At 47.3% G+C, this 22129-nt stretch carries 20 protein-coding genes and 1 pseudogene; 7 read left to right on the forward strand and 14 right to left on the reverse strand.

Annotated elements, in window-relative coordinates; genetic code table 11:
• Window positions 1-218: 218 nt before the first annotated feature.
• The 5 genes from M3080_RS03925 (at window position 219) to M3080_RS03945 (ending at window position 6024) form a co-directional block, all read left to right on the forward strand.
• A complete protein-coding gene (locus M3080_RS03925; RefSeq protein ID WP_022473786.1) occupies window positions 219-2297 on the forward strand; it encodes a glutamine--tRNA ligase in 2079 nt (692 codons plus the stop codon).
• 207 nt (window positions 2298-2504) lie between these two features.
• Window positions 2505-2897, forward strand: coding sequence for an RNA-guided endonuclease TnpB family protein (locus M3080_RS03930; RefSeq protein WP_249091989.1), 393 nt, complete (start codon window positions 2505-2507; stop codon window positions 2895-2897).
• Window positions 2898-3433: 536 nt separating this feature from the next.
• Entirely contained in the window at window positions 3434-4462 is a 1029-nt protein-coding gene (locus M3080_RS03935) for a methionine ABC transporter ATP-binding protein (RefSeq protein ID WP_249091990.1), read from the forward strand.
• The gene (locus tag M3080_RS03940; protein WP_249091991.1) at window positions 4459-5139 is read left to right on the forward strand and encodes a methionine ABC transporter permease; all 681 of its coding nucleotides are present in this window, start codon (window positions 4459-4461) and stop codon (window positions 5137-5139) included. Before M3080_RS03935 ends, M3080_RS03940 begins: the two co-directional genes overlap by 4 nt.
• 24 nt (window positions 5140-5163) lie before the next feature.
• Complete coding sequence (locus M3080_RS03945; RefSeq protein ID WP_022473790.1) at window positions 5164-6024, forward strand: MetQ/NlpA family ABC transporter substrate-binding protein; 861 nt, start codon at window positions 5164-5166, stop codon at window positions 6022-6024.
• A gap of 235 nt (window positions 6025-6259) precedes the next feature.
• On the opposite strand, the gene sbcB is transcribed toward M3080_RS03945, so the two are convergent.
• The 4 genes from sbcB to M3080_RS03965 all read right to left on the reverse strand — a co-directional run bounded on the left by sbcB (window position 6260) and on the right by M3080_RS03965 (window position 11512).
• A complete protein-coding gene (gene sbcB, locus M3080_RS03950; RefSeq protein WP_249091992.1) occupies window positions 6260-7729 on the reverse strand; it encodes an exodeoxyribonuclease I in 1470 nt (489 codons plus the stop codon).
• 63 nt (window positions 7730-7792) lie between these two features.
• On the reverse strand, window positions 7793-8734 hold the full coding sequence (locus M3080_RS03955; protein WP_249091993.1) for a DMT family transporter: 942 nt from the start codon (window positions 8732-8734) through the stop codon (window positions 7793-7795).
• A 74-nt stretch (window positions 8735-8808) separates the two neighbouring features.
• Complete coding sequence (gene ftsH, locus M3080_RS03960; RefSeq protein ID WP_283162528.1) at window positions 8809-10740, reverse strand: ATP-dependent zinc metalloprotease FtsH; 1932 nt, start codon at window positions 10738-10740, stop codon at window positions 8809-8811.
• A 121-nt stretch (window positions 10741-10861) separates the two neighbouring features.
• Window positions 10862-11512: an RlmE family RNA methyltransferase gene (locus M3080_RS03965; RefSeq protein WP_022472386.1), complete on the reverse strand. Its 651-nt coding sequence runs from the start codon at window positions 11510-11512 to the stop codon at window positions 10862-10864.
• 57 nt (window positions 11513-11569) lie between these two features.
• Between M3080_RS03965 and yhbY the strand changes: the two are divergent.
• A pseudogene (gene yhbY, locus M3080_RS03970) lies at window positions 11570-11971 on the forward strand (ribosome assembly RNA-binding protein YhbY); the annotation flags it as partial.
• A gap of 99 nt (window positions 11972-12070) precedes the next feature.
• Here yhbY and greA read toward each other — a convergent pair.
• The 5 genes from greA to M3080_RS03995 all read right to left on the reverse strand — a co-directional run bounded on the left by greA (window position 12071) and on the right by M3080_RS03995 (window position 16769).
• Window positions 12071-12544, reverse strand: a complete 474-nt coding sequence (greA, locus tag M3080_RS03975) for a transcription elongation factor GreA (RefSeq protein ID WP_022472388.1) — start codon at window positions 12542-12544, stop codon at window positions 12071-12073.
• 220 nt (window positions 12545-12764) lie between these two features.
• Window positions 12765-13040, reverse strand: a complete 276-nt coding sequence (locus tag M3080_RS03980; protein ID WP_249091994.1) for a helix-turn-helix domain-containing protein — start codon at window positions 13038-13040, stop codon at window positions 12765-12767.
• Window positions 13041-13261: 221 nt separating this feature from the next.
• A complete protein-coding gene (locus M3080_RS03985) occupies window positions 13262-14533 on the reverse strand; it encodes an amidohydrolase (protein WP_249091995.1) in 1272 nt (423 codons plus the stop codon).
• Between the two features lie 14 nt (window positions 14534-14547).
• Window positions 14548-15834: a C4-dicarboxylate transporter DcuC gene (gene dcuC / locus M3080_RS03990; protein WP_249091996.1), complete on the reverse strand. Its 1287-nt coding sequence runs from the start codon at window positions 15832-15834 to the stop codon at window positions 14548-14550.
• Entirely contained in the window at window positions 15831-16769 is a 939-nt protein-coding gene (locus tag M3080_RS03995) for a DUF1177 domain-containing protein (protein WP_249091997.1), read from the reverse strand. The genes dcuC and M3080_RS03995 overlap by 4 nt, the downstream gene beginning before the upstream one ends.
• A gap of 115 nt (window positions 16770-16884) precedes the next feature.
• On the opposite strand from M3080_RS03995, the gene M3080_RS04000 reads away from it, so the two are divergent.
• The gene (locus M3080_RS04000) at window positions 16885-17832 is read left to right on the forward strand and encodes a LysR family transcriptional regulator (RefSeq protein ID WP_249091998.1); all 948 of its coding nucleotides are present in this window, start codon (window positions 16885-16887) and stop codon (window positions 17830-17832) included.
• A 25-nt stretch (window positions 17833-17857) separates the two neighbouring features.
• On the opposite strand, the gene lpcA is transcribed toward M3080_RS04000, so the two are convergent.
• The 5 genes from lpcA to M3080_RS04025 are packed head-to-tail and all read right to left on the reverse strand — an operon-like array spanning window position 17858 to window position 21925.
• Window positions 17858-18448, reverse strand: coding sequence for a D-sedoheptulose 7-phosphate isomerase (lpcA, locus tag M3080_RS04005; protein ID WP_249091999.1), 591 nt, complete (start codon window positions 18446-18448; stop codon window positions 17858-17860).
• A gap of 26 nt (window positions 18449-18474) precedes the next feature.
• Window positions 18475-19077, reverse strand: a complete 603-nt coding sequence (gene recR / locus M3080_RS04010; protein WP_249092000.1) for a recombination mediator RecR — start codon at window positions 19075-19077, stop codon at window positions 18475-18477.
• A 9-nt stretch (window positions 19078-19086) separates the two neighbouring features.
• A complete protein-coding gene (locus M3080_RS04015; RefSeq protein WP_022473327.1) occupies window positions 19087-19404 on the reverse strand; it encodes a YbaB/EbfC family nucleoid-associated protein in 318 nt (105 codons plus the stop codon).
• A 27-nt stretch (window positions 19405-19431) separates the two neighbouring features.
• Window positions 19432-21438 (reverse strand): DNA polymerase III subunit gamma/tau, encoded by a 2007-nt coding sequence (gene dnaX / locus M3080_RS04020; RefSeq protein WP_249092001.1) that lies wholly within the window; start codon window positions 21436-21438, stop codon window positions 19432-19434.
• A gap of 7 nt (window positions 21439-21445) precedes the next feature.
• Complete coding sequence (locus M3080_RS04025; protein ID WP_022473324.1) at window positions 21446-21925, reverse strand: GNAT family N-acetyltransferase; 480 nt, start codon at window positions 21923-21925, stop codon at window positions 21446-21448.
• Between the last annotated feature and the right edge of the window lie 204 nt (window positions 21926-22129).

The following is a 22129-nucleotide window of genomic DNA, read 5'->3' on the forward strand; positions in this document are numbered from 1 at the left end:
AGAGGAGCACATTATCCATATTCAAAAGATGGGACGATGATTGCCAGCATCTAAAAACTTAAACTTTTCAAAAAGTTGAACACCCTTTTTAAACCTTTTTAACATACGGCTTCTCATCCTCGTTAAACAGAGGGAAGAAGCCGTCATTGTTTTTAAACAAAAAATACCGAAAGGTTTTAAAATAAGAAATTTCTTATCGCTATTTTTGAAACAATCGTATGTCTACGACGGAAACCAAAGAAAACGGTGCACAGGTCACCAACTTTATTCGAAACATTATTGATGAAGATTTGGCTCGCAACGCCAATCGCCCGCGTTTGTGGTGCGGTCACCCCGCTCCTTACGGCATTCAGGCACAAACCGGCGTTGAAGACCCTGCACGCATTCGCACGCGTTTTCCGCCGGAACCAAACGGCTATCTGCACATCGGTCACGCCAAGAGCATCTGCTTGAATTTCGGTTTAGCCCGTGATTACGGCGGCTATTGCCATATGCGCTTTGACGATACGAACCCGGTTAAAGAAGACCAAGAATATGTTGATTCCATTAAAGAATCCGTTCAATGGTTGGGTTTTGATTGGAAGCACGGTGAAGAGAACAATCTTTACTTTGCCAGTGACTATTTCCAATGGATGTACGATTGCGCCGAACATCTGGTAAAAACCGGTTTTGCTTACGTTGATGAGCAAACTCCCGAAGAAATGCACGCCAATCGCGGCACGCTCACCGAACCGGGCAAGAATTCGCCCTATCGCGATCGTCCGATTGAAGAAAACTTGCGTCTTTTCCGCGAAATGCGGGAAGGCAAACATGCCGAAGGCTCCATGGTGGTGCGCGCCAAGATTGATATGGCCAGCCCCAACATCAACCTGCGTGACCCGGCCATTTACCGTATCCGTTTTGCTGAACACCACCGTACCGGTGACAAGTGGTGCATCTACCCGATGTACACCTTTGCCCATCCGATTGAAGATACGTTAGAAAATATCACGCACTCAATCTGCACGCTTGAATTTGAAGATCAACGCGCCTTCTACGACTGGGCTTTGGAGCGTTCCATCCCCGTATTGCGCGCGCCTCAATTTGAAGAAGCCAAAGAAATCTTACTCAAAATGAGTAAGGGGGAAGATGACCGAGCCTTAGCTTTCATGCGTGCTTGCTATCAGCACCGTGAAAAATTGGGTTTAAGCGGCCCGGAAAAAGCCTTGGCTGAAATTCTTGACGCATGGAACGACAACTTAGGACCTGAAAAGGTTTTGGGTATTCGTGCTGAAGCTTTCTGGGCTTTGCTTTTAACGCAACCGGAACACTACACGCCGCTTTTACAAGCCGCACTTGATGTGGTTCGCCCGAACTTCTTCTTGTTGTCTCACCAATATGAATTCAATCGCTTAAACCTCTCGCACGTGGTGGTCAGTAAGCGTAAATTGATTCAATTGGTGAAAGAAAATTTGGTGAACGGTTGGGACGATCCTCGTATGCCCACCATTTTCGGCTTACGCAGAAGAGGTTATACGCCTGAAGCCATTCAATTGTTCGCTGAACGCTGCGGCGTATCCCGCGTTGCTGGCGGCTTGATTGATTACTCGGTGCTTGAAGCTTGTCTGCGTGAGGATTTGGAAGGCCGTGCAATGCGCCGCATCGGTGTGGTGCATCCGTTAAAGCTCATTATCGACAACTATCCGGAAGGACAAACGGAAACGCTGACGGCTCCTAATCATCCGCAAAAACCCGAATTAGGTACGAGAGAACTCAGTTTCTCGCGTGAATTGTGGATTGATGAAAGCGACTTTGCAGAAGTGCCTCCCAAGGGTTATCGTCGTTTGACAATTCCGGCTGACGGCTCGGAAGCCAAACCCGTACGTCTGCGTTACGCCTACGTGGTTGTGCCGACCTCTGTTGACAAGGATGAAAACGGTAAAGTCGTTGCCGTTCACTGCCGCTACCTGCCTGAAACGAAGAGTGGCAGTGCCGGTTCTGAAACGGTTAAGACAAAAGCTGCAATCCATTTTGTTGATGCTAAGACGGCTGTTAAGGCTGAGTTCCGACTCTATGATCGGCTCTTTGCAGTGCCTCAACCGGATGCCGTTGATGCGGACTATCGCACGCTTTTAAATCCTGACAGCCTCAAGGTTGTGGAAGGTTATATTGAACCCGCTTTAGCCCAAGCTCAACCTGACGAAAAATTCCAATTGGAACGTACAGGTTACTTTGTGGCCGACCGCGAAGATCATACGCAAGAGCATCCGGTCTTTAACCTGTCTGTCGGATTAAAAGAAAACCGAATGAAAAAATAATCACTAGTTAATTTCCACCGCCCCGATCTGAGAAATGACTCAATCGGGGCTTTTTGTTATCAAATTCAGAAAAAACGTGAAAAATTACCGAGAGTTCCGTAAAGCCCCGGCATTCATGCCGAGGATATAAGGAACGCCAATGTCAATTGGCTACGTTGAGGCTATTTTGGGGCAAAATTGTTTTCAATTCCCGTAAAATCATGTCTCATGTTGTTCCGCCAAGGTTTTCTCTTCAAACTCAAACCCAACGGTCGGCAAGCCCGTCTGATGTCGCGCTTTGCCGGTTGCTGCCGCTTCGTCTACAACAAAGGATTAAGTTGGGCTAAAGAGCAATATGAGAACAAAACCGGCAAACATCCCTCCTATAAGAATCTTTCTGCTTTATTGCCTGATTGGAAAAAAGATCCTGAGATGCTGTGGCTCTCAGAATGCTATTCCCAGTGCCTGCAGCAATCGATGAAGGATCTGTCTCGAGCATATCGCAATTTCTTTTCAGGAAGAACTGCTTTTCCCGTTTTCCATAGAAAATACGGGGCAAATGATGCCTTTCGCTATCCGCAAGGATTCAAAAGAAAACTCCGAATTGATGAAATATTTTAAAAAGATGTACACCTACTGCTTCGTTTTGTTTAGCTGGTTGGTCCACGAAATGGATCCATCTTGCCGCCAATACTCTCGGTATAACTACCTAAAGGTTTTCCTTGAAAACTAGGCCAAACTGCTCAAGTGGGCAAAATTTTTGTACCTTACCCCCTTGAATATTGCTTTCAATTCCTCTAACCTTTATCCGTCTCTTTCGAGATTTCAATTTTTAGAGCATAGGAAACACCATGCAACAGGCACTTCAAAATGTACGCTTCGCTTCGGCCGAGTCTTCGGTTCGATGCTTTTTGCGTCTTTTTGAAATGCGAATGTGCATGATGACGATGGTGCTCTAAGGACCTTCGGAGCACCGCGCTCCGCTCAAGTATCGTTCGGAAGGTCTCATAACGAACGATATTTCTTCCCCTTCACTTAAACAATTAAAACGTCACACCAAATTTTTTGGTTATGAGAAATCAACCGTTAGACACCGTTGATTAGACGCTCAAAAAAGTTTGATGCATTTCGCATTCGGTGTGACTGAAGGATAAGAAATGATCAAACTGGAACATATCAACAAAACTTTTGAAATTGGTGGAAAAACGGTTCAAGCCGTCAAAGACGTCAGTTTAGAAATTCGACAAGGTGAAATCTTCGGCATTATCGGTTTTTCCGGCGCCGGTAAATCCACTCTTGTTCGCTGCATTAATTTATTGGAAAAGCCTCAAAGCGGACGGATTACGATTGACAACGAGGACATCACCAATTACAGCGGTCTCAAACTCAGGCAACTGCGCCAGAAAATAGGCATGATTTTCCAACATTTCAATCTCATGCCAAGCCGCACGGTTTTTGAAAATATTGAACTTCCCCTGAAGCTGACAGCCCTAAGTAGTGAAAATCGGGCTCGTAAGGTCAATGAGTTGCTCGAATTGGTCGGCCTGATCGATAAGGCTCAAAATTATCCATCACAACTTTCCGGTGGGCAAAAACAGCGCGTTGCCATTGCACGGGCCCTTGCCAATGACCCTAAAGTTCTTCTGTGTGATGAAGCAACAAGCGCCCTAGATCCTCAGACAACGCATTCGATTTTGCAACTGTTAAAGGAAGTCAACGCCAGACTTGGACTGACCATTGTTGTAATCACCCACCAAATGGAAGTCATCAAAGAAATTTGTGATCGAGTAGCCGTCATGCAAAACGGCCAAGTCGTAGAAAAAGGCAATATCGTTGATATTTTCAGCAATCCTCAGGCACCGATTACCAAAAGCTTTATCCAAGCAGCCGATAACTTTGAGACTTTCAACGACCTCATCCGATTAAATAGCTCCATCACCGGTATCCACCCAGATCAGCCGGTCTGGTTTCTGACCTACAGAGGCAGCGTCGCCGGAGAACCTTTAATGAGTGAACTTTATCGGCGCTTTGAAGTCAAAGCCAACATCATTTACGGAAATATCGACTATTTCAAGGAATGCATCGTCGGCAAACTCGGCGTAGCCATAGAAGGTGAGGCAGAAAAAATCACTCAAGCCAAAGCCTTTTTAATTGAACAAAAAGTCCGTGTGGAGGTCCTCAGATGAACGACATTATTGCCTTTCTTTTACCGCATATTGAAAGACTCGGCCCGGAACTTGTTGAGTGTTTCTGGCAGACCGCAACCATGGTCGCCGTCTCCGGCACCATTGCCTGGTTTTTAGGCGTTGCAATCGGTGTCCTTTTAGTCATTACTCGAAAAGACGGTCTGTGGGAGAAACGTTGGCTTTTCCTATTTTTTGACAAAAGTATCGACATTATCCGTTCGATCCCTTTCATCATTCTGATCGTTCTTTTGATTCCTTTGAGTCGCTTTTTAGTGGGTACGGGATCCGGCGTCACCGGCTCCTTCGTCGCACTGGTTTTTGGCACAGTTCCGTTTTTTGCCCGTCAAATTGAATCCGTGTTAAGCGATCTGGACGATGGTCTAATTGAAGCGAGCCAGGCCATGGGCTTTTCCATCCCGCAAATCGTCTTTGGTGTCTACTTAAGAGAAAGCATCCCTGGCATCACTCGCGTCACCCTCATCACTTTTGTGAGCTTTATTGGTATCACCGCCATTGCCGGCGCAATCGGAGCCGGTGGTCTTGGTGATTTTGCCATTCGCTATGGTTACCAAATGGGTTACCGTGACATGATTTGGCTCACCGTCATCATCATTTTAGCTGTCATCACGATTGTGCAGTGTTTCGGTCAATGGATTATCCGCAAAACTTCTCACTAACTTTTTACTTTGGAGATGATCATCATGAATAAACGTACATTTTTAAAGTCTTTGGTAGCCGCTGGATGTGTGGCCGCCTTTTCTCTGGGTTCTTTTTCTTCTGCCTGTGCCGAAGAATTCCGAGAGGTGACAGTTGGGGTTGTCGGCGACTACGTCGCGCAATGGGATACTGTCAATGAACTTTTAGCGCCGGAAAAAATCCGTGTAAAACTCATCAAATACAGTGACTACGCCACGCCTAACCGAGCGTTGGCTGACGGGGAAATTGATTTAAACGCCTTTCAGCACAAAGCTTATCTTGCCAATGACATTGAAAGAAACGGCTACAAGATCGTCTCAATAGGCGACACGCTTCTGACTCCCTTGAGAATCTATAACAACAAAGAAAAAATTAAGTCACTGAGCGACTTCAAAGACGGTGATATCATCGCAATCCCCTCGGATCTGACCAACGGCGGTCGAGCTATCAAACTCTTAGAGGCCGCAGGTCTCATCAAAGTTGACCCAACGAAAGGTTACGTGCCAACTAAACTGGACATCACCGAGTACAAAGTCAAAATTAAAATCCGTGAAGCTGAATCCGGCATCCTCGCTCGCTTATTACCCGATGTCGCAGCGGCCATCATCAACGGCGGAAATGCCTATACAGCCGGTCTTGACGCTTTTTCAGACTCTATTTTTTCTGAAGACTTAAATCCAAGCACCAACCCTCAGGTCGCTCAGCTTGTCAACATTATTGCTGCGCGTGAAGCCGATAAAGATAATCCTATCTACCAAAAAGTTGTCCAGGCCTATCAAACCCACGAGACAGCTACGACTTTGATGAAAGCCTATAAGGGAGCCTATACACCGGCTTGGAAGGGAGCTGAAAAGTACACCTATTAATTTGAAGTTGCGAAGCGCCGCAAACACTTAACGGCGCTTCGCAAAATGACACTAACCATCTGAGAAACATTCTGACTTTTAACAGTTCCCCCAAAAGGTCCGCAACGCTGAAATTTCCTCTACTTTTCCATAAAAACGCTTGCAAACTCTTACTATTTTTACGGAAATTTCAACATGAGTCCTATTAACGTCAATGATATTTACGTTAAACCGATTTAAGTTAAATTAGCTTACGTTATACATCATCCAGCGAATTACCGACTATCTCCATCCAGTCGTAGAGCGCCCCGCAAATATTTTCCATTCGTTCATCGGGCTCCTCACCACAGCTTTCTGCCATTTCTTCGATTTCTTGAGCAAAAGTCTCAAGTGTTCTGGCGCCGCCCACTCCTTGCATAAGACGTTCCTCTCGCAATGCGTGCCAGCGATTCTTTTCTTCTTGCGTCAGAATCTGCGGCCAATTTCTTGCCCTAAATCGGAAAAGTAACTCCTCGTATCGTTTGTCCTCAAAAGCAAAACGCCCCTCTTGCACCCACTCGGCCAGGGTTTCAGGTGATAAACGATTAACCGCCGAAATCAATTTTTTATCATTAAAAGAGGCAAAACCTCCCGAATACAACCCTGCATCAACATCGGGAGTCGTTTCCGAACTCTTCTCATCTTCTTCAAAAGCTTCAGCCCACAATCCCATCAGCTGATTTAAATGAGGTAACAAAAGAGCGTCATTTTGAAGAGCGGCCGCTTTATTGATTCCAAACTCCTGAGCCCTTTGCTCACTGAGCACGCCCCAATGATTCACAATAAACGGCGACTGATTAATTTTGCAAACAAAAATCGGCAGACGATTCTTACCTTCAGGCAACTCCTCGTCTTTAACAAAAACGCGATCTCGCACCTCTTTGGCACTCAATGTCAGCAATTCACGAGGATCTTCACTGAGGTCCCACATCAACACATGATTGGCTCTGCCGGGCAGCGTTCCCAACGCTCGAACCAAACGGATATATCCCCGTTCAATTCCGTGCATGGGACTCACCCACAGCAGTGGCTTACCGCTGCGAATCATCTCTACAATCGAATTTTTAAATCGATTTCTAAGAGCAAACTCCCACAGTTTGGGCTGTTTTTCTCGGATCAATCGGGCCATTTCAATGGTTGCCTGTACATCACTTAATGCATCGTGGGCATGTTCATGGGTCAATCCATTGGCCTGAGACAATTTTTCAAGTCTAAAACTCGGTCGATCCCCTTCATCGGTAAGCGGCCAATGAATCCCCTGTGGTCTCAATGCCCAAGTCGCAACGACTAAAGGAAAAAGGTCAAAGCGAGAACACCCGTTGTCATACTCTCTGTCATAGGGATTAAGAAAATTGCGCCAAAAAGTAAATCGGGAGACCTCGTCGTCGAAACGCATGGAGTTGTAGCCGACGCTGATTGTGTCCTGACGAATCATTTCCTTGTGGATAAATCGGGCAAACTCTGCCTCAATTAAACCGTGTTGCTCACAATACTGAGGCAAAATACCTGTTATGTTGATGCTCTGAGGGCTGGGCATGGTATCCATCGACGGTTTGCAGTACAGGCAAATCGGTTTTTCAACAATATTAAGATTGTCATCGGTGCGAATAGCCGCAAATTGAGCCGGTCGATCCTGACTCGGGCTTAGCCCGAACGTTTCATAGTCATGCCAAAGAAATGTCGTCATGGAAAATCCGCGAAAAATGGTTCAACAGTCGCATTATGGCAAAAAAAAGCCATTAGCCAAAAGTTAGACTTTAACATTACGAAAAACTCGCAACGCAGCCAGAACACCTAAAAGAAGCATCACCATACCGATGCTCATCGATAATGTGGGCCAGGCTTGCCGCCACATCAATGCATAAATCACTGAAAAAATCGTTTCAAATACAATGAGCTGCCCTGCCAAAGCCGTCGGAAGCCGCTCGCTCATAGCATTCCAGAACGCCGCGCCTACCCACGAACACACGATACCTGCCACCAACATGACCGCCACAAATTTCAACGGTTTAGGTCCCAACATACCAACCTGCGGCGGCTCAAGCCACATACTCACGAACACAAATCCCAGTAAGGTGAAAGGCAAAATAGCCAAGCCCTGCGCCGTAGCCCAAACTTTAGGCCCCTTTGTTTTATTAGCCAATAACCAATCGGCATTGCGAATCGGGTACCAAGTCCACAAAAGCAGAGAAAGAACCGCACAGCCTACACCGATCCAAAATTGTAAAGGGGTGGCGGCCTGCTCATGAACGGCATAGTAAAACTCTGTCCAATTGGCCACAACCATCCCGCATAAAATCAGTCCCAAAGGCAAAATCAGACGACTCCAAGGAACATTAGCGCCCTTTTTTTTATTTCGTAAATTAGAAACCACCGCCACTAAAACCGGAATTAAACACATCAACATCCCGGCAATCGGCGCACCAGAGAGCTGTACACTGGTCACCAAAGACCAGTAGTAGACGAGGCTGCCGAAAAAGGCGAGTCTCATGGCAAAGAACCAGTCACTGCGGGTTAGTTTTTTCAGTTCTTTGATTTGGAAAGGAACAAAAAGCAGGCATGCCATTCCATAAACGGCAAAGCGGGCTGAGGCAATCATGACCGGATCGTACTCAGGCAGAATCAAAGGAAAGATATAAATCAGCCCCCAGATCGCACAGGCAATCACGGCATAAAGTAAACCCAAGAACATGGCTGCTGTACTTTTTTGTCTGTCAAAACAAAGCCGAGAGTTTTTGCTCCCGGCCCTGTTTTTCTTTAAATCGGTTATTGACCCGATTGATCGTTGTTATCTTTTTCTTGAACTTGCGGCGTCGCTTCATTTTCAACCGGTTTCATTTCCGGTTGTGCCTGACGTTCTTGATCGGCCTTGGCAGAAGCTCCCGGTCTCGGAGGACGAACTTCTCGTCCTTCCATGATGTCAGTGATCTGATCTTCATCAAGTGTTTCCCACTTCATCAAACACTGAACCATCACTTCCACACGTTCACGATTAGCTTTAAGAATGTCGCAAGCACGTGCGTACTGTTCTTCCAAAATACGGCGCACTTCGGCGTCAATCTTTTGCATGGTAGCTTCAGAAACGTGCGTTGTACGGGTCACAGAACGACCCAAGAACACTTCGCCTTCATTTTCCGCATAGACCATGACACCCATGGCATCGCTCATACCGTAACGGGTAACCATATCGCGAGCCATCTGGGTGGCGCGCTCAAAGTCATTTGACGCACCGGTTGTCTTTTGATTCAAGAACACTTCTTCGGCCGCACGTCCGCCAAACATAATCGCCAGACGGGAAGTGAGGTAAACGTCGTCATAATTGAAACGATCTTTTTCCGGCAATTGCATTGTCACACCCAAAGCGCGGCCACGGGGCACAATCGTCACCTTGTGCACAGGATCACTCTTTGGCAGCATCCAAGCCACCACAGCGTGACCGGATTCATGATAAGCCGTCGTATTCTTTTCGTCTTCGCTCATCACCATGCTGCGGCGTTCAGCCCCCATGAGGATCTTGTCCTTAGCCTGCTCAAAGTCAACCATTTCCACCACTTTGGCATCACGACGAGCGGCAAAAAGTGCGGCTTCATTAACCAAATTGGCCAAATCCGCACCGCTCATGCCGGGCGTTCCGCGTGCAATGACTTCAGGATCAACATCACGGCCAACGGGCACTTTCTTCATGTGGACATTGAGAATTTGTTCACGACCGCGAACATCAGGCAAAGGCACCACCACCTGACGGTCAAAACGACCCGGACGCAATAGCGCAGGATCGAGCACATCAGGACGGTTGGTGGCTGCGATCACAATCACATTGGTGCCCGTTTCAAAGCCATCCATTTCGACAAGCATTTGGTTTAAGGTTTGTTCGCGTTCATCATTGCCACCCCCTAAACCAGCTCCACGTTGACGGCCTACCGCATCAATTTCATCAATGAAGATGATGCAGGGAGCGTTCTTCTTGGCGTTTTCAAACATGTCGCGAACGCGAGCCGCGCCAACACCGACGAACATTTCCACAAAGTCTGAACCGGAAATAGAGAAAAACGGCACTTTCGCCTCACCGGCGATGGCTTTAGCCAAAAGAGTCTTACCGGTACCGGGGCTGCCCACCAACAAAATACCGCGCGGAATACGACCGCCCAATCGTTGGAATTTCGAGGGATCGCGCAAAAAGTCAACCACTTCCTGCACTTCTTCCTTGGCTTCATCACAACCGGCGACATCCGCAAAGGTGATCTTATTGTTGGAAGTATCGAGTTTTCTGGCTTTGCTCTTACCGAAACTGAAAGCTCCGCCTTTGCCGCCACCCTGCATCTGACGCATGAAAAACACCCACACGCCGATCAAAAGCAACATCGGGAACCAAGAAATCAATACTGTCATCCAGAAAGACGGCTCTTCCTCCGGCGTTCCATACACCTGCACACCGTCTTTTCTCAAGTCATCCACCATCCACAAGTCACCCGGGCTCGTGATGACATATTTTTGTCCTTCAACCGGAGTAACGGTGATTTCACGACCTTTGATGTCCACACGAGCAATCTTGCCCGCCTTGGCGTCATCCATAAACTGCGTGTAGCTCGTTGAGGTCGCCATGGTCGATGTTTCAGGCTCAAACTGCCGAAACACCGTGAAAAACACCAGCGCTAAAATGATCCAAATACCGATACGATTAAAGAAATTTCTATTCAATTTTCAGGCTCCTTCGCCTCTTCTGATAACGCTATTTTCCGGATGCAAATTCCAGACTGTTAAGGATACCGACAATTCCTTGAGTTGGAAATGTTTTTCATCCTTTTTAACAAGAATTTTCTCAGCGTTTCTTTATGTGTTTGGCCACCATGTAAACTTCAGCCGATGTATCCCGGCTAGCTTCAGGCTTACGGGTCAAAACGGTCTTAAAGTGCTTTTTGAGCGTCTCGACATATTGCGAAAAACCGCTACCTTGGAATACTTTGGTCACAAAGACTCCGTTATCTTTGAGGTGCTCCAAGCAAAACTCAAGAGCCAACTCATTTAAAAGCAAACAGCGGGCTGCGTCGGCTGCCGCAATACCGGAAAGATTCGGAGCCATGTCGGAGAGCACCAAATCGACCTGTTTATCGCCGATAATTTCGGTTAATTTATCAGCCACTTCCTGCTCACGGAAGTCTCCCTGAAGAAACGTCACACCGTCAATGGGATCCATCGGCAAAATATCCATGGCAATGATCGTGCCGCGAACTTCTCCGTCTTTACCGGCTAATTTTTCACGAACCACCTGCGTCCAACTGCCGGGAGCGGCTCCCAGGTCCACCACACACATTCCCGGACGGATTAGCTTCTCCTTCTCATTGAGCTCAATAAGTTTATAAACCGAGCGGGCGCGATAGCCCTCCTGGCGTGAACGCTTCACAAAAGGATCATTAATGTGGCGCTCAATCCAAGCGCGATTGGAACGCAGTTTCTTTGTTGCTACTGGCATGATTTTTTTATAAAATTCGTCGTTTTTAAATTTTTGTTTATCAACTCAAACCGTATTATGGCTGAACTTCTACTTGACCGCGACACTCGTTTGGCACTTCGTGGACAGGCTCACGGACTCGATCCTGTTGTGTTATTGGGTGCCAATGGCCTCACTGACGCGGTTTTAAAAGAAATTGACCGCGCTCTTTTGGCTCACGAATTAATCAAAATTCGCGTTCCCGGCGATGAACGTGAAGAGCGCGAGGCAATTTATAACGAAATCGCCGACCGCTTAAATGCCGCTCGAATTCAAATGATCGGCAAGCTCTTGGTTTTGTGGCGTCCAAACCCCGAAAAGCAAAAAGAAGAAGCTGAACGGGCCAAGCGTCGCAAAATGGCTGAAGCCCGACGCGGCATGCGCGGCGGTCCGACGGCTCACCGCAAAACCCGCGCACAAGCTAAAGGTCGAACGACCAAAAAGGCTTACGCCAACCTCTAAACCGACAAAGGCTCGAAACCAAAGTTCGAGCCTTTTATCTTCGATAGCCGAGCTTAAATCCTCGGCTTCAGTATTCGATTAGATATACTGAACTGTCAAGATATCGTATGCGCGATCACCGCCCGGGGCGTGCACGATAGCCTCATCGCCTTCAAACTTACCGATTAATGCACGAGCGATAGGACTGGAAATCGAAACCAAATTACGTTTGATGTCGCCCTCATCGTCACCGACGATTTGATAAGTTACCACTTCACCCGTATCTTGATTTTCCAATTCAACCGTTGCGCCAAAAACAATACGACCACCGGCGTCCAACTCCTTCGGGTCAATGATCTGCAGTGAAGCTAATTTACCCTCCAACTCCGCGATACGGCCTTCAATATGCCCTTGAAGTTCCTTTGCAGCATCGTATTCAGCGTTTTCAGACAAATCACCTTTTTCACGGGCTTCCTTAATCGCCTGCACAACCGCAGGACGCTCCACACTCTTTAAGCGTTTTAATTCGGCCTTCAACAATTCGGCACCACGTACAGTAATGGGAATCGCCATAGTATTTTTCTCTTTCTCTCTCAACAGGGAACAAAGAAGCCCGAGCCAAAACTTAAGCTCAGGCATCCCTTCATAACGCCGCTTATTTTACCGCAAAATCAATTTTTAGAAAAAAGACGAATCCTTAACCCAGCTATCTGAATAGCGGAAAACATTTTGGTTCGATTGTGAATTACATACAAACTCTCCTACCTTTTTTTCCCCCATCCACAAAAAGCATTTAGTACCAACCGTCATTTCTGTCTCCAAGCCGATCACTAAACATATACTTAGTTTGATCTGACCAATCCAATGTCAAACCTAAAATGCTGAGAACTGTTGTCAGTGTAGAAAAGCGGACATCCCCTCCCTTTTCTAACTTAATCAACGTCTTACGACTTATACCTGTCGCTTTCTCGATATCTTCTAATGTATATTTCAATTTTTTGCGACGAAGGCGGATACGCTCTCCAATCTCTTCAAGTTTTAATGCGTTGGCATGGACAAAATTTTTCATAGCACAAAAAAAATTGAAGTAAAGTACAACATCTTGATAAATTATCAATAATGTGTAGTTTACTTCAATTTTTAGTAATTTTAACCAAAATGTGAATAAAAGTTCACATTAATGATAATGACTGCACCAGCCATTATCGTTCGGGGGCGTGGGCAGCGCATGTCGGCCTGTGGAGAGTCCTCGGCATTACGCCGAGGAGGATCGTTGTCAATTAGGTCACATTAGCTGTTTCGACCTTTAATGAATCCCGTAAACACTCCCCAACCGATGGGCAGGGATACTTCATCCTGAATACAGAAATCCCCCCGGTGGTGTCCCGGATGGTTACAACCGTAGTAGAAAAAGACTGCCTTACCGCCGTGCTGTTGAACTCGACGAATAAGCATGGTGCAATCTTCACTCCCAACCTTCGCATTCATGTCAACCACAGAGTCGACACCCTCGACAGTGCGAGCAGCCTGCTTAACGGCTTCCACCGCTTCTTCGTCACCTTTGTAGGTCACTGCCTCACCCATACGGGTTAAGCGGTATTGCACTCCGTAAGCGGCTGCCATTCCCTTAACCGTCATCTCAACATTGGCGGCCATATAGTCGTTGATTTCCGTGCTTTCACCACGAACTTCCAACTGCATATAGGCATGAGGCGCCACAATATTGCGACCGACACCAGAAATCAACTTACCGATTTGCACTCGTGTAATGCCTTTACTGTGGCCCGGAAGAGACCCTAAAGACATACACGTTGCTGCCGCACACATGAGAGCACTTCTGCCGTTTTCCGGAGAACCCGCTGCAGCCTGAATGCCATCGTATTCCAAGTCGAACTTGGTTGTAGCAAGGTAGCCGTGGTGTGAAACACCAACTTGCCCTAAACGAGCTGAGCATCCGATGTGAGCCCCGGCAAACCAATCAACATCATCAACGATGCCCTTAGCTGCCATCGCTGCCGCACCGCGAACCCCTTCTTCAGCCGGTTGAAACAGAACTTTAACCGTCCCATTCAAGTGTTCTTTGTTATCCGCTAGCCATGCAACCACACCCAACCCAACAGCCGTGTGTCCATCGTGGCCACAAGCATGGGAAAAACCGGGATAGATTGAACGGTAATGACCTTGATTGGCTTCGTGCTTTGGATCATTTGTTTCTTCAATCGGCAAACAGTCAATATCCACACGAATAGCCGTCACGGGTCCTGGACGCCCCGTTTCCAAAACAGCCATCGCTCCCGTGTAACCGCCAAGACGTTTTAAAAATTCAGCAGGCACACCATGCTCTTGCGCACGAGCTTGTGCGGCTTGAACCGTTTCTTCATTTCTACCCATAACCGCTGTTGGCTCAATTACCTCGATACCACAGAGTGCTTTAAGCCCCAACTCTTCGATACGCTTTACGATAAAGTACGTTGTTTCAAATTCACACCACCCTTCTTCTGGATGTTCATGAAGCCAACGGCGGTCTTTGACCATTTGATCTTTGTAATGATGTTCACTCATTTTCCAAATCCTGTCTAAAGTTCGAAGATAAAGCCCAACAAAATCACGTTGACAATCATTGGGATTGCCATGCGCTTAGAGACTTCAAGGGGACTGGCCTTAATCATGCCGGCAACAACCAGTGTTGCACCCGCAATTGGGGAACACATACGACCTAAGGCGCCAGACAAAGAGGCAACAACACCAAGATTCGGTACCTTCATGCCAAATTCTGCCGCATAGGGAGTAACCGCCTGATTAAATGCGTGTCCCGCAGCGTCACCTGATCCCGTTAACACCCCCATAAGGAACGGACCGAAATTGGCAGCCAAGGCGGCGATTTCTTTAGAGTCTTTCAATTGAACGATTAACGCATCGATCACACCAGCGGCCTGTAAGCCACCGGCAAAGCAGCCGGCTGCAACGATAATGCCGAGAATGTTGGCATAACCCTTACCCATACCGCCGAAGAACTCTTTGGTAATTTTTTCCGGATTGGCACGCGTCACAATCAACGTGTAGATCGTGCCGTAAATCATCGCTTCGGCCACGCCCATTTTCAGAGCCGGAACACAGGTCGCCCCAAGCATCAAAATGACGATCGGAAGAATCGGTGCGATCGCATAGAGAATATTGACGCGATCGGGCAATTCACCGCGAGAGTCGCTAGCCACTTCAAACACTTCATCATTTTGTTCTTCCGTGCGTTTCTTAAAATCACGGAAAACAAAAATCATAGCCGTCACCATGATGATGTTTAAAGCACAAAGAGTGAGGATTTTCGGTGCGAATTGAACGATAAGATCCATCACTTCCATGTTGGAAATCTTTGCTACCCAAACATTGTGACTCGATCCAGGCGATAAAGCGGAAGGAATAATGGAGCCAATAATGGCCGCACCGGCAATGGCGGGCTTAAAGCCCGCTCTTACCATCAAAGGAATCATGGTAGGACCTAATGCAGCTGCGCAGCCCGCGGCAGACGGAATGGCGATAGCAACGCATGAGGCAATAAGCATGCAAAACGGCAATAAGAAAAAGCCTAACTTTCTTAAAGGTTTAACCAATAAAGCCACAAAATGCACGTCGCAACGAGTCATTGATACAACCGCCGCAAAACCCAACGAGGAGCAAATAGCCAAAATCATGGATGCGTTGGTCATATTTTTCATCATATTTGCTAGCGCAATATGCGGAGCAAAACTGATGATGCCCATAGCAAGACCGGCCGTAATGAGGACTAGCCGAGTCTCATAGCGTTTGAGCAATGCAGCAACCGTCAAAATAACAATAACGGTCGCACCAATCATTGAGAATGTCATGAGCGCTCTCCAAAAGTTTGAAATTGTTTCAGCGAACCGTACATTGAAACTAATCGCTGATACTCTTCAGAGTCATAAAACAGACTCTGATCGGGACCGTAGACCTTTGCTACCTCGATCAAAAATCTCACAGTGTCATCGATATCACATAGATGCGTTGCCCCTGTGGCGCAACCAGGAACTTGCGTTTGCGTTGTAATGGCCACACCGACACAAGGTGAAGAGGTTGCAACACTGGGCTGCAAAATGGAATTCAAATGATAAATACCGTTGCCATATGGCGTAATGTCTTGTTGCGTAAGCGGCAGTACTACCGGCAAGCGCCCTGTAGCGATTTCCATCAAAGAAAGGAGCTTTTCACTTGTACGTAAAATGTAACCTTCCTTAACCGTAGGTGTCAGCGCAAAACCGCTTACGTTAACGATGCGATTGCCCTTGGTAGTATCCACACAAAGAATGGCATCCATTGCTTCATCAACTTCAACGGTGTTGCATTCTTGGCTTGTCACAGGCGAATCCATAAAAGGCACAGGATCATGAGGACGAGTCGGTGCGTGCGGACAAATGTGTGTTGTGACAATCACGTCACATTCAAGTACGTCTTTTCTGGCATGCATTTGAGCCAATTTTGCAGCCGCTGACATGGCGGCCAATGCTCCATCGCCGTCACTAGTAAAACCGATGCGCTCAGGCCTTGCCCCCAGGCCACCCAGTCGTCCGACAATTCCTAGCGTGGGAAAATCTCCACCCGAGGATTTTCCTCGAGAGCCAGGGATTAAAACTTTGACAAAATCAGTTGAACCTTTCTCTCCGGTCAGCGTTTTAATCTGAATATTTTCCGCTCCGTATGAGCGAAGATAGTCGGCAACTGTCTGTCCGTTTACCGCAGGATCATCCAATAAATCCTGAAGTTCAATAATGCGTTTCATACTCATTGGCTTATCTCCATCTTTTTATAGTCATTGTCTTTATTAATCTTTAGACTCGCCAATTACATTCTTGACTGTATTATTATTTATTCCATCTAGGAATAAAAGATCGCAAAGAAATATGTCCTTACTTCATAATGATCTCGATGTTTTTTTGACACTGTGTGACACCCGTAGTTTTTCACTGGCCGCTCAAAAATTAGCCTTGACGCAGTCAGCAATCACAAAAAAGATACAGAGACTTGAAAACAATCTCGGTGTGGATCTCTTTGATAGAAGTAAAAGACCGATCGATCTGACAAAAGAAGGGGCCGTTTTGATGCATCAAGCAAAGCTTGCCCGTGAAGCTTTGGAGAGAACGGCCGGCGAAATTCGAGAAGGTGCTTTCTTACGACCGGAATTTCGGGTTGGAACTATTGAAAGCCTGGCAAAGTGTTTTTTGCCGTCCTTCATTGCGAATGTCAGACAAGAGGCCTCCCGTGTTTTAGCCGTCACAGGCACTTCCCAAACACTTATCAGTGCGCTACAGCATCGAGAAATTGATTTTGCTTTTGTCAGTGATCTTTTTTCTGAAATGCAGGGCTTAACGCGACTTAAAGTTTTTGAGGAACGTTCTGTATTATTAATGCCAGCCAAATTTGCTGCCGGTCATTCCAAAAAATGGACTTGGGATGAAATCCAACTTTGCGGTCTTCCCTATTTGCAATACTTTCGTGATGGTGGCGCAGGACGCCTGAATGACACTTATCTCAGTCTGCTGCACCTGGATATCCCGGCTCGAATTGAAGTTGATTCCACCAGTACTATGCTTTCACTCGTCGCTAATGGTATTGGATGGACCATTACGAGAGCGTTAGCCATTTTGCAAAACCCTGAAAAAGCAAAAGACGTTATCGTTTTACCGTTGCCTGCACCAGAGCTCTCTCGCCCACTTTATTTGGTCGCCCGACCCGATGAATCTCAACGTTTGATATCCCGAGTTGGAGAAGTCTCGCGAGAGATCTTCAATAACGAAATTACGCCTGAACTCAAAAAGATCGCCCCGTGGCTTCTCAAACCCAGAAAGTAACCGACTCGAAAACTAAAGGTTCAGATTAGATATAGTTTTGTGGAGCTAATTGACGTTCGACCAACTCGATCATGATATGAATCGTCTTGATATGCAATTCCTGCACACGATCAGCCCAACGGCCTGCCGGCGTCACAATGGCCACGTCCGCCCTTTGAGCCAAGGGACTATCGACCTTGCCGGTTAAACCGATTACTTTCATTCCTTTTTCGTGAGCTGCCTCAACGGCATCAAGAACGTTGCCGCTTGTGCCGGAAGTAGTGATGGCTAAAAGCACATCGCCTTTTTGACCCACCGCCTGAACATAGCGGGAAAAAACAGCATGATAGCCGTAGTCGTTTCCCACGCAGCTCATATGAGACGGATCAGAGATAGCTATGGCTGCATAACCCGGACGATCACTTCTAAAGCGCCCGGTCATTTCTTCGGCAAAGTGCATAGCATCACACAAGGAACCACCGTTGCCGCAGGACAAAATTTTCCCGCCACTGCGGATCGCCTCAACCATTAATTCGGAGGCGCGAACAATGGCCTCTTGAGTCTGATCGGCTTCAATTAAAGCATCTAGCGCAGATCGCGCCTCTAAAAGTGCCGCTTTGACATGTTCTTTAGCCATAATCTCTATCCTCTTTGCCTCATTTTTTACCGGCGGCCAAAAATAGCTCCGGCAATGGTGTTGGCATCCGTGTACTCCAGCTCAACTCCTGCCGGAATGCCTCTGGCCAAGCGAGTAACTCGAATTTGGGGAGCAACTGAAGCCATCGCTTTAGCGATAAAGTGCGCCGTGGCATCCCCTTCCGGTGTAAAGGGTGTCGCTATGAGTACCTCACGCACGAGTTTATCTTTTTTTACGCGCTCCAGAAGCTTTTGCATATTGATGTCCTCTGCCCCGACGCCTTTTACAGGAGAAATTAGGCCCATCAGAACAAAATAAAGTCCCCGATACGCCATGGTTTCTTCAATCACCCGCTGATCTGCCGGCGTCTCTACGATGCAAATCTTCGTGCGATTCCGAGACGCATCCGCGCAAATCGGACAAACCACCTCATCGGTAAGTGTGTTGCAGAGTTCACAGTGCTTGACGGTTTTAACAGCCCGCTCAAGCGTTTTTAAAAGTTTCGCCGCTTGGCGTCTGTCATCCGACAGAAGTTGTTCGGCGATACGGGAAGCCGAACGCGGCCCCAAACCGGGAAGACGCTTGAGCGCATCCACAAGGTCATCTAATGTGGGACTTAGCGTTGGCATCATTAATCCTTAAAAGGACATTCCCGGTGGAAGGGGCATTCCAGCCGTTGCCGCTGCCATTTTTTCCTTGGTGATTTTTTCAATCTGATCCAAGCAATCTTTTGTGGCCATGAAGATTAAATCTTCAACCATGTCCACGTCTTCCTGCAATAAACTCGGATCCACTTTCACAGACTTCAGTGCGTGCTTACAGGTCATCGTCACCTGAACGAGATTGCCGCTTGCGCTGCCCGTCACTTCAAGGTGCTCAAGTTCATGCTGCAAACGCTTGATATTTTCCTGTACTCGTGCGGCTTGTTTTAAAAGCGCTCCCATGTTTCCACGCATAATCTTTCCTTTCTTTTTATCAATAGGTTAAGAAACTTTCTTTTTTACCGACATCGGATCAATGCGAGCGTTAAAGCGTCGCATGACGGTTCTCGCCAACGGCGTTCGCTTAAGCGCTTCGATCGCTTCCTTTCGCTCAGCCTCGTCGGTTATTGTGACAAATTTATTCTTTTTGCGCTCAGCCTCTTGAGCCTTTTTCTGCTCTTTTTTCAACCTGGCACGCTCCTGGCTGATAGTGCGTGAGCGCGGCGTCTCCAACTCAAACTCAAAACGCATCCGGCGGCCAAAAAGCGGATCCACAATTCGCTGAACCGAAAGCATCGCTTTTTGGTTTTTCAGCCGGTTTTCATAGAGCGGATCTATACGCAGTTTGATCAGATCACCTTCTATCGAAACGCATTCACTGCGCTCCAAAATATCCTTGGCATAGGTTGCAGGATAGGTGTAGCGAAGCTTCTCGTACCAACGTTTGCCGACTTCTGTAAATTCGGGAATCTGATCATAATCCTCGGCGTAATCATACTGATCGGCAAAAGACTCGTCCTCAGCGGTTTGCGTATCCGCTGAAGAAGGCTCAACCGAAGTTGATACGTAGCCGAAATCTTCAATCGGGTCCTGCATCTGAGAAGCATACTCGTCGTAGTCATCGACGAACGGAGGATCGTCTTCTTCAATGGCGCTTGGCTCAGAGACTTTTTTCTCTTCTTTTTGCGGAGGAGTCGGCTCAAGGCGACTGCTCCGATCAGACTCCCCCAGAGAAGCTTCCTCCCATGGGGCTGGTTCTGCGTCAGCTTTTTTTTCAGTTTCAGGAGCAGTCTTTTGCTCCTGAGATTGCGCTGACGGTTGTGATGGCGGCATCTGAGCCGCACCTTGTTCTGTCTCCTTTGCACTTTGCGGTTTAAAGCGTTCAGGTAATTTGACCTGTACGCTGCCAGCCGGTTTAAAGGCAAGCATACGCAATAGCGCCATGGTGAATCCGGCATACTCATCGGGCGCCAAATTCATATCTGCTCTGGCATTTAAAGCAATTTGATAGTAAAGCTGAACTTCTTGCGGCGTGAAGGTTCGTGCCAATGTCAAAATCGCCTCACGATCCATGTCATCGGCTGCGATACTCGCCACATCAAATTGGGCCAAAGCAATTTTGTGCAAAATGGAGGCCAAGTCACGAATCGCCTGGCTAAACGAGAGACTGCGCATGGACATCTGCTCGGCTACCTGCATCATCTCATGGGCTTTTCCTTCAGCCAGATAACCCAAAAGCTTGATGAGCACATCGCTGTCCATCATGCCCAACATTTCCCGCACACTCTCAAGAGTAATCGGTTTATCGCCCGCAAAAGCGATGGCTTGATCGAGCAGACTCAAACCGTCACGCATAGATCCTCGGGCCCCCACGCCCAAAAGCTTCAAAGCGGCGGGTTCGGCCTGAATATTTTCTTCCTTCAGAATGTGTGCCATATGTTCGGCAACGGTCTGCGGCGAAACATTCTTCAGATTAAATTGCAGACAACGAGACAGAACCGTAACAGGAACTTTCTGAGGATCTGTCGTTGCCAAAATAAATTTCACATATTCCGGCGGCTCTTCGAGCGTTTTCAACATGGCGTTGAAAGCGTGAGAAGTGAGCTGATGCACTTCGTCGATCATGTAGACTTTGTAGCGGGCGTTGGTAGGCGCATACATTGCCTGCTCGAGCAACGCGGTCATCTCCTCGACCGAACGGTTGCTCGCCGCGTCCATTTCAATGTAATCAACAAAACGCCCTTCATCAATGGCACGGCACGCTTCACAAACTCCGCAAGGATGATCCGTCACCCCGCCTTTACCGTCCGGTCCTACACAATTAAGGCTTTTAGCCAAAATTCGTGAAAGCGTTGTCTTACCGACACCACGAGTGCCTGTAAACAGATAAGCGTGATGAAGCCTATTTTCACGCAAAGCGTGTGTGAGCGCTTGAACCACCGGTTCTTGTCCCACCACACTTTCAAAATCATGAGGGCGCCATTTACGGGCCAAAACCTGAGAAGCCATAATCAACCTATGAACCTTTGGCAAAACGCTCAAGCGCCTCACCCGTTAAACGACACAATCTCCAATCAGGCAAAACCGTTGCACCGACCTTTTCATAAAATCCGATCGCCGGCGTATTCCATTCCAAAACAACCCACTCGAAACGACCGCATTTTTCCTTAACCGCCAAGGCAGCTAAGTAACGCATCAGCGCTTTCCCATAGCCTTTTCCACGATAGGCCGGATCAATGAATATATCCTCAAGGTACAAGCCCTTGCGGGTCAGGAAAGTTGAAAAATTATGGAAGTAAAGCGCAAAACCAACAGGGGTGTCATCCTCGTAGGCAATCACGGCATGCGCCGTCACCGATTCACCGAATAATTCTCGACGCACATCGTCAACCGTCGCTGTTACTTGATCCAATAGCTTTTCGTAATCGGCGAGTTTCTTAATAAAATTTAAAACCAATTCGCAGTCTTTTTCTTCTGCCGGACGAATTTCAAACATTTCTTTTGCTCATTGAGTTTGGTTCAAACAGAGGTAGTTTAGCGAAAATCTTTTCGATTAAGCGCCGATTTCCAAAAGCATATCGTAGAAAACTCGCGAAGCCAAAAACAAAAAGAAAGCGCCTCCCACACAATTAATCACTTTTGCTGCCTTTGGCGTAGACAAGAGCCGTCGGAAGTTGGAAGCTATCCAACCGTATCCGCA

Source organism: Parasutterella secunda (genome assembly GCF_023336895.1).
GTDB classification, from domain to species: Bacteria; Pseudomonadota; Gammaproteobacteria; order Burkholderiales; family Burkholderiaceae_F; genus Aphodousia; species Aphodousia faecalis.

Excerpts from the sequence above, each read along its gene's own strand:
- M3080_RS03925 (WP_022473786.1), top strand. The coding sequence starts at position 219 with ATGTCTACGACGGAAACCAAAGAAAACGGTGCACAGGTCACCAACTTT.
- M3080_RS03930 (WP_249091989.1), top strand. The coding sequence starts at position 2,505 with ATGTTGTTCCGCCAAGGTTTTCTCTTCAAACTCAAACCCAACGGTCGG.
- M3080_RS03935 (WP_249091990.1), top strand. The coding sequence starts at position 3,434 with ATGATCAAACTGGAACATATCAACAAAACTTTTGAAATTGGTGGAAAA.
- M3080_RS03940 (WP_249091991.1), top strand. The coding sequence starts at position 4,459 with ATGAACGACATTATTGCCTTTCTTTTACCGCATATTGAAAGACTCGGC.
- M3080_RS03945 (WP_022473790.1), top strand. The coding sequence starts at position 5,164 with ATGAATAAACGTACATTTTTAAAGTCTTTGGTAGCCGCTGGATGTGTG.
- sbcB (WP_249091992.1), bottom strand. The coding sequence starts at position 7,729 with ATGACGACATTTCTTTGGCATGACTATGAAACGTTCGGGCTAAGCCCG.
- M3080_RS03955 (WP_249091993.1), bottom strand. The coding sequence starts at position 8,734 with ATGTTCTTGGGTTTACTTTATGCCGTGATTGCCTGTGCGATCTGGGGG.
- M3080_RS03965 (WP_022472386.1), bottom strand. The coding sequence starts at position 11,512 with ATGCCAGTAGCAACAAAGAAACTGCGTTCCAATCGCGCTTGGATTGAG.
- greA (WP_022472388.1), bottom strand. The coding sequence starts at position 12,544 with ATGGCGATTCCCATTACTGTACGTGGTGCCGAATTGTTGAAGGCCGAA.
- M3080_RS03980 (WP_249091994.1), bottom strand. The coding sequence starts at position 13,040 with ATGAAAAATTTTGTCCATGCCAACGCATTAAAACTTGAAGAGATTGGA.
- M3080_RS03985 (WP_249091995.1), bottom strand. The coding sequence starts at position 14,533 with ATGAGTGAACATCATTACAAAGATCAAATGGTCAAAGACCGCCGTTGG.
- dcuC (WP_249091996.1), bottom strand. The coding sequence starts at position 15,834 with ATGACATTCTCAATGATTGGTGCGACCGTTATTGTTATTTTGACGGTT.
- M3080_RS03995 (WP_249091997.1), bottom strand. The coding sequence starts at position 16,769 with ATGAGTATGAAACGCATTATTGAACTTCAGGATTTATTGGATGATCCT.
- M3080_RS04000 (WP_249091998.1), top strand. The coding sequence starts at position 16,885 with ATGTCCTTACTTCATAATGATCTCGATGTTTTTTTGACACTGTGTGAC.
- lpcA (WP_249091999.1), bottom strand. The coding sequence starts at position 18,448 with ATGGCTAAAGAACATGTCAAAGCGGCACTTTTAGAGGCGCGATCTGCG.
- recR (WP_249092000.1), bottom strand. The coding sequence starts at position 19,077 with ATGCCAACGCTAAGTCCCACATTAGATGACCTTGTGGATGCGCTCAAG.
- M3080_RS04015 (WP_022473327.1), bottom strand. The coding sequence starts at position 19,404 with ATGCGTGGAAACATGGGAGCGCTTTTAAAACAAGCCGCACGAGTACAG.
- dnaX (WP_249092001.1), bottom strand. The coding sequence starts at position 21,438 with ATGGCTTCTCAGGTTTTGGCCCGTAAATGGCGCCCTCATGATTTTGAA.
- M3080_RS04025 (WP_022473324.1), bottom strand. The coding sequence starts at position 21,925 with ATGTTTGAAATTCGTCCGGCAGAAGAAAAAGACTGCGAATTGGTTTTA.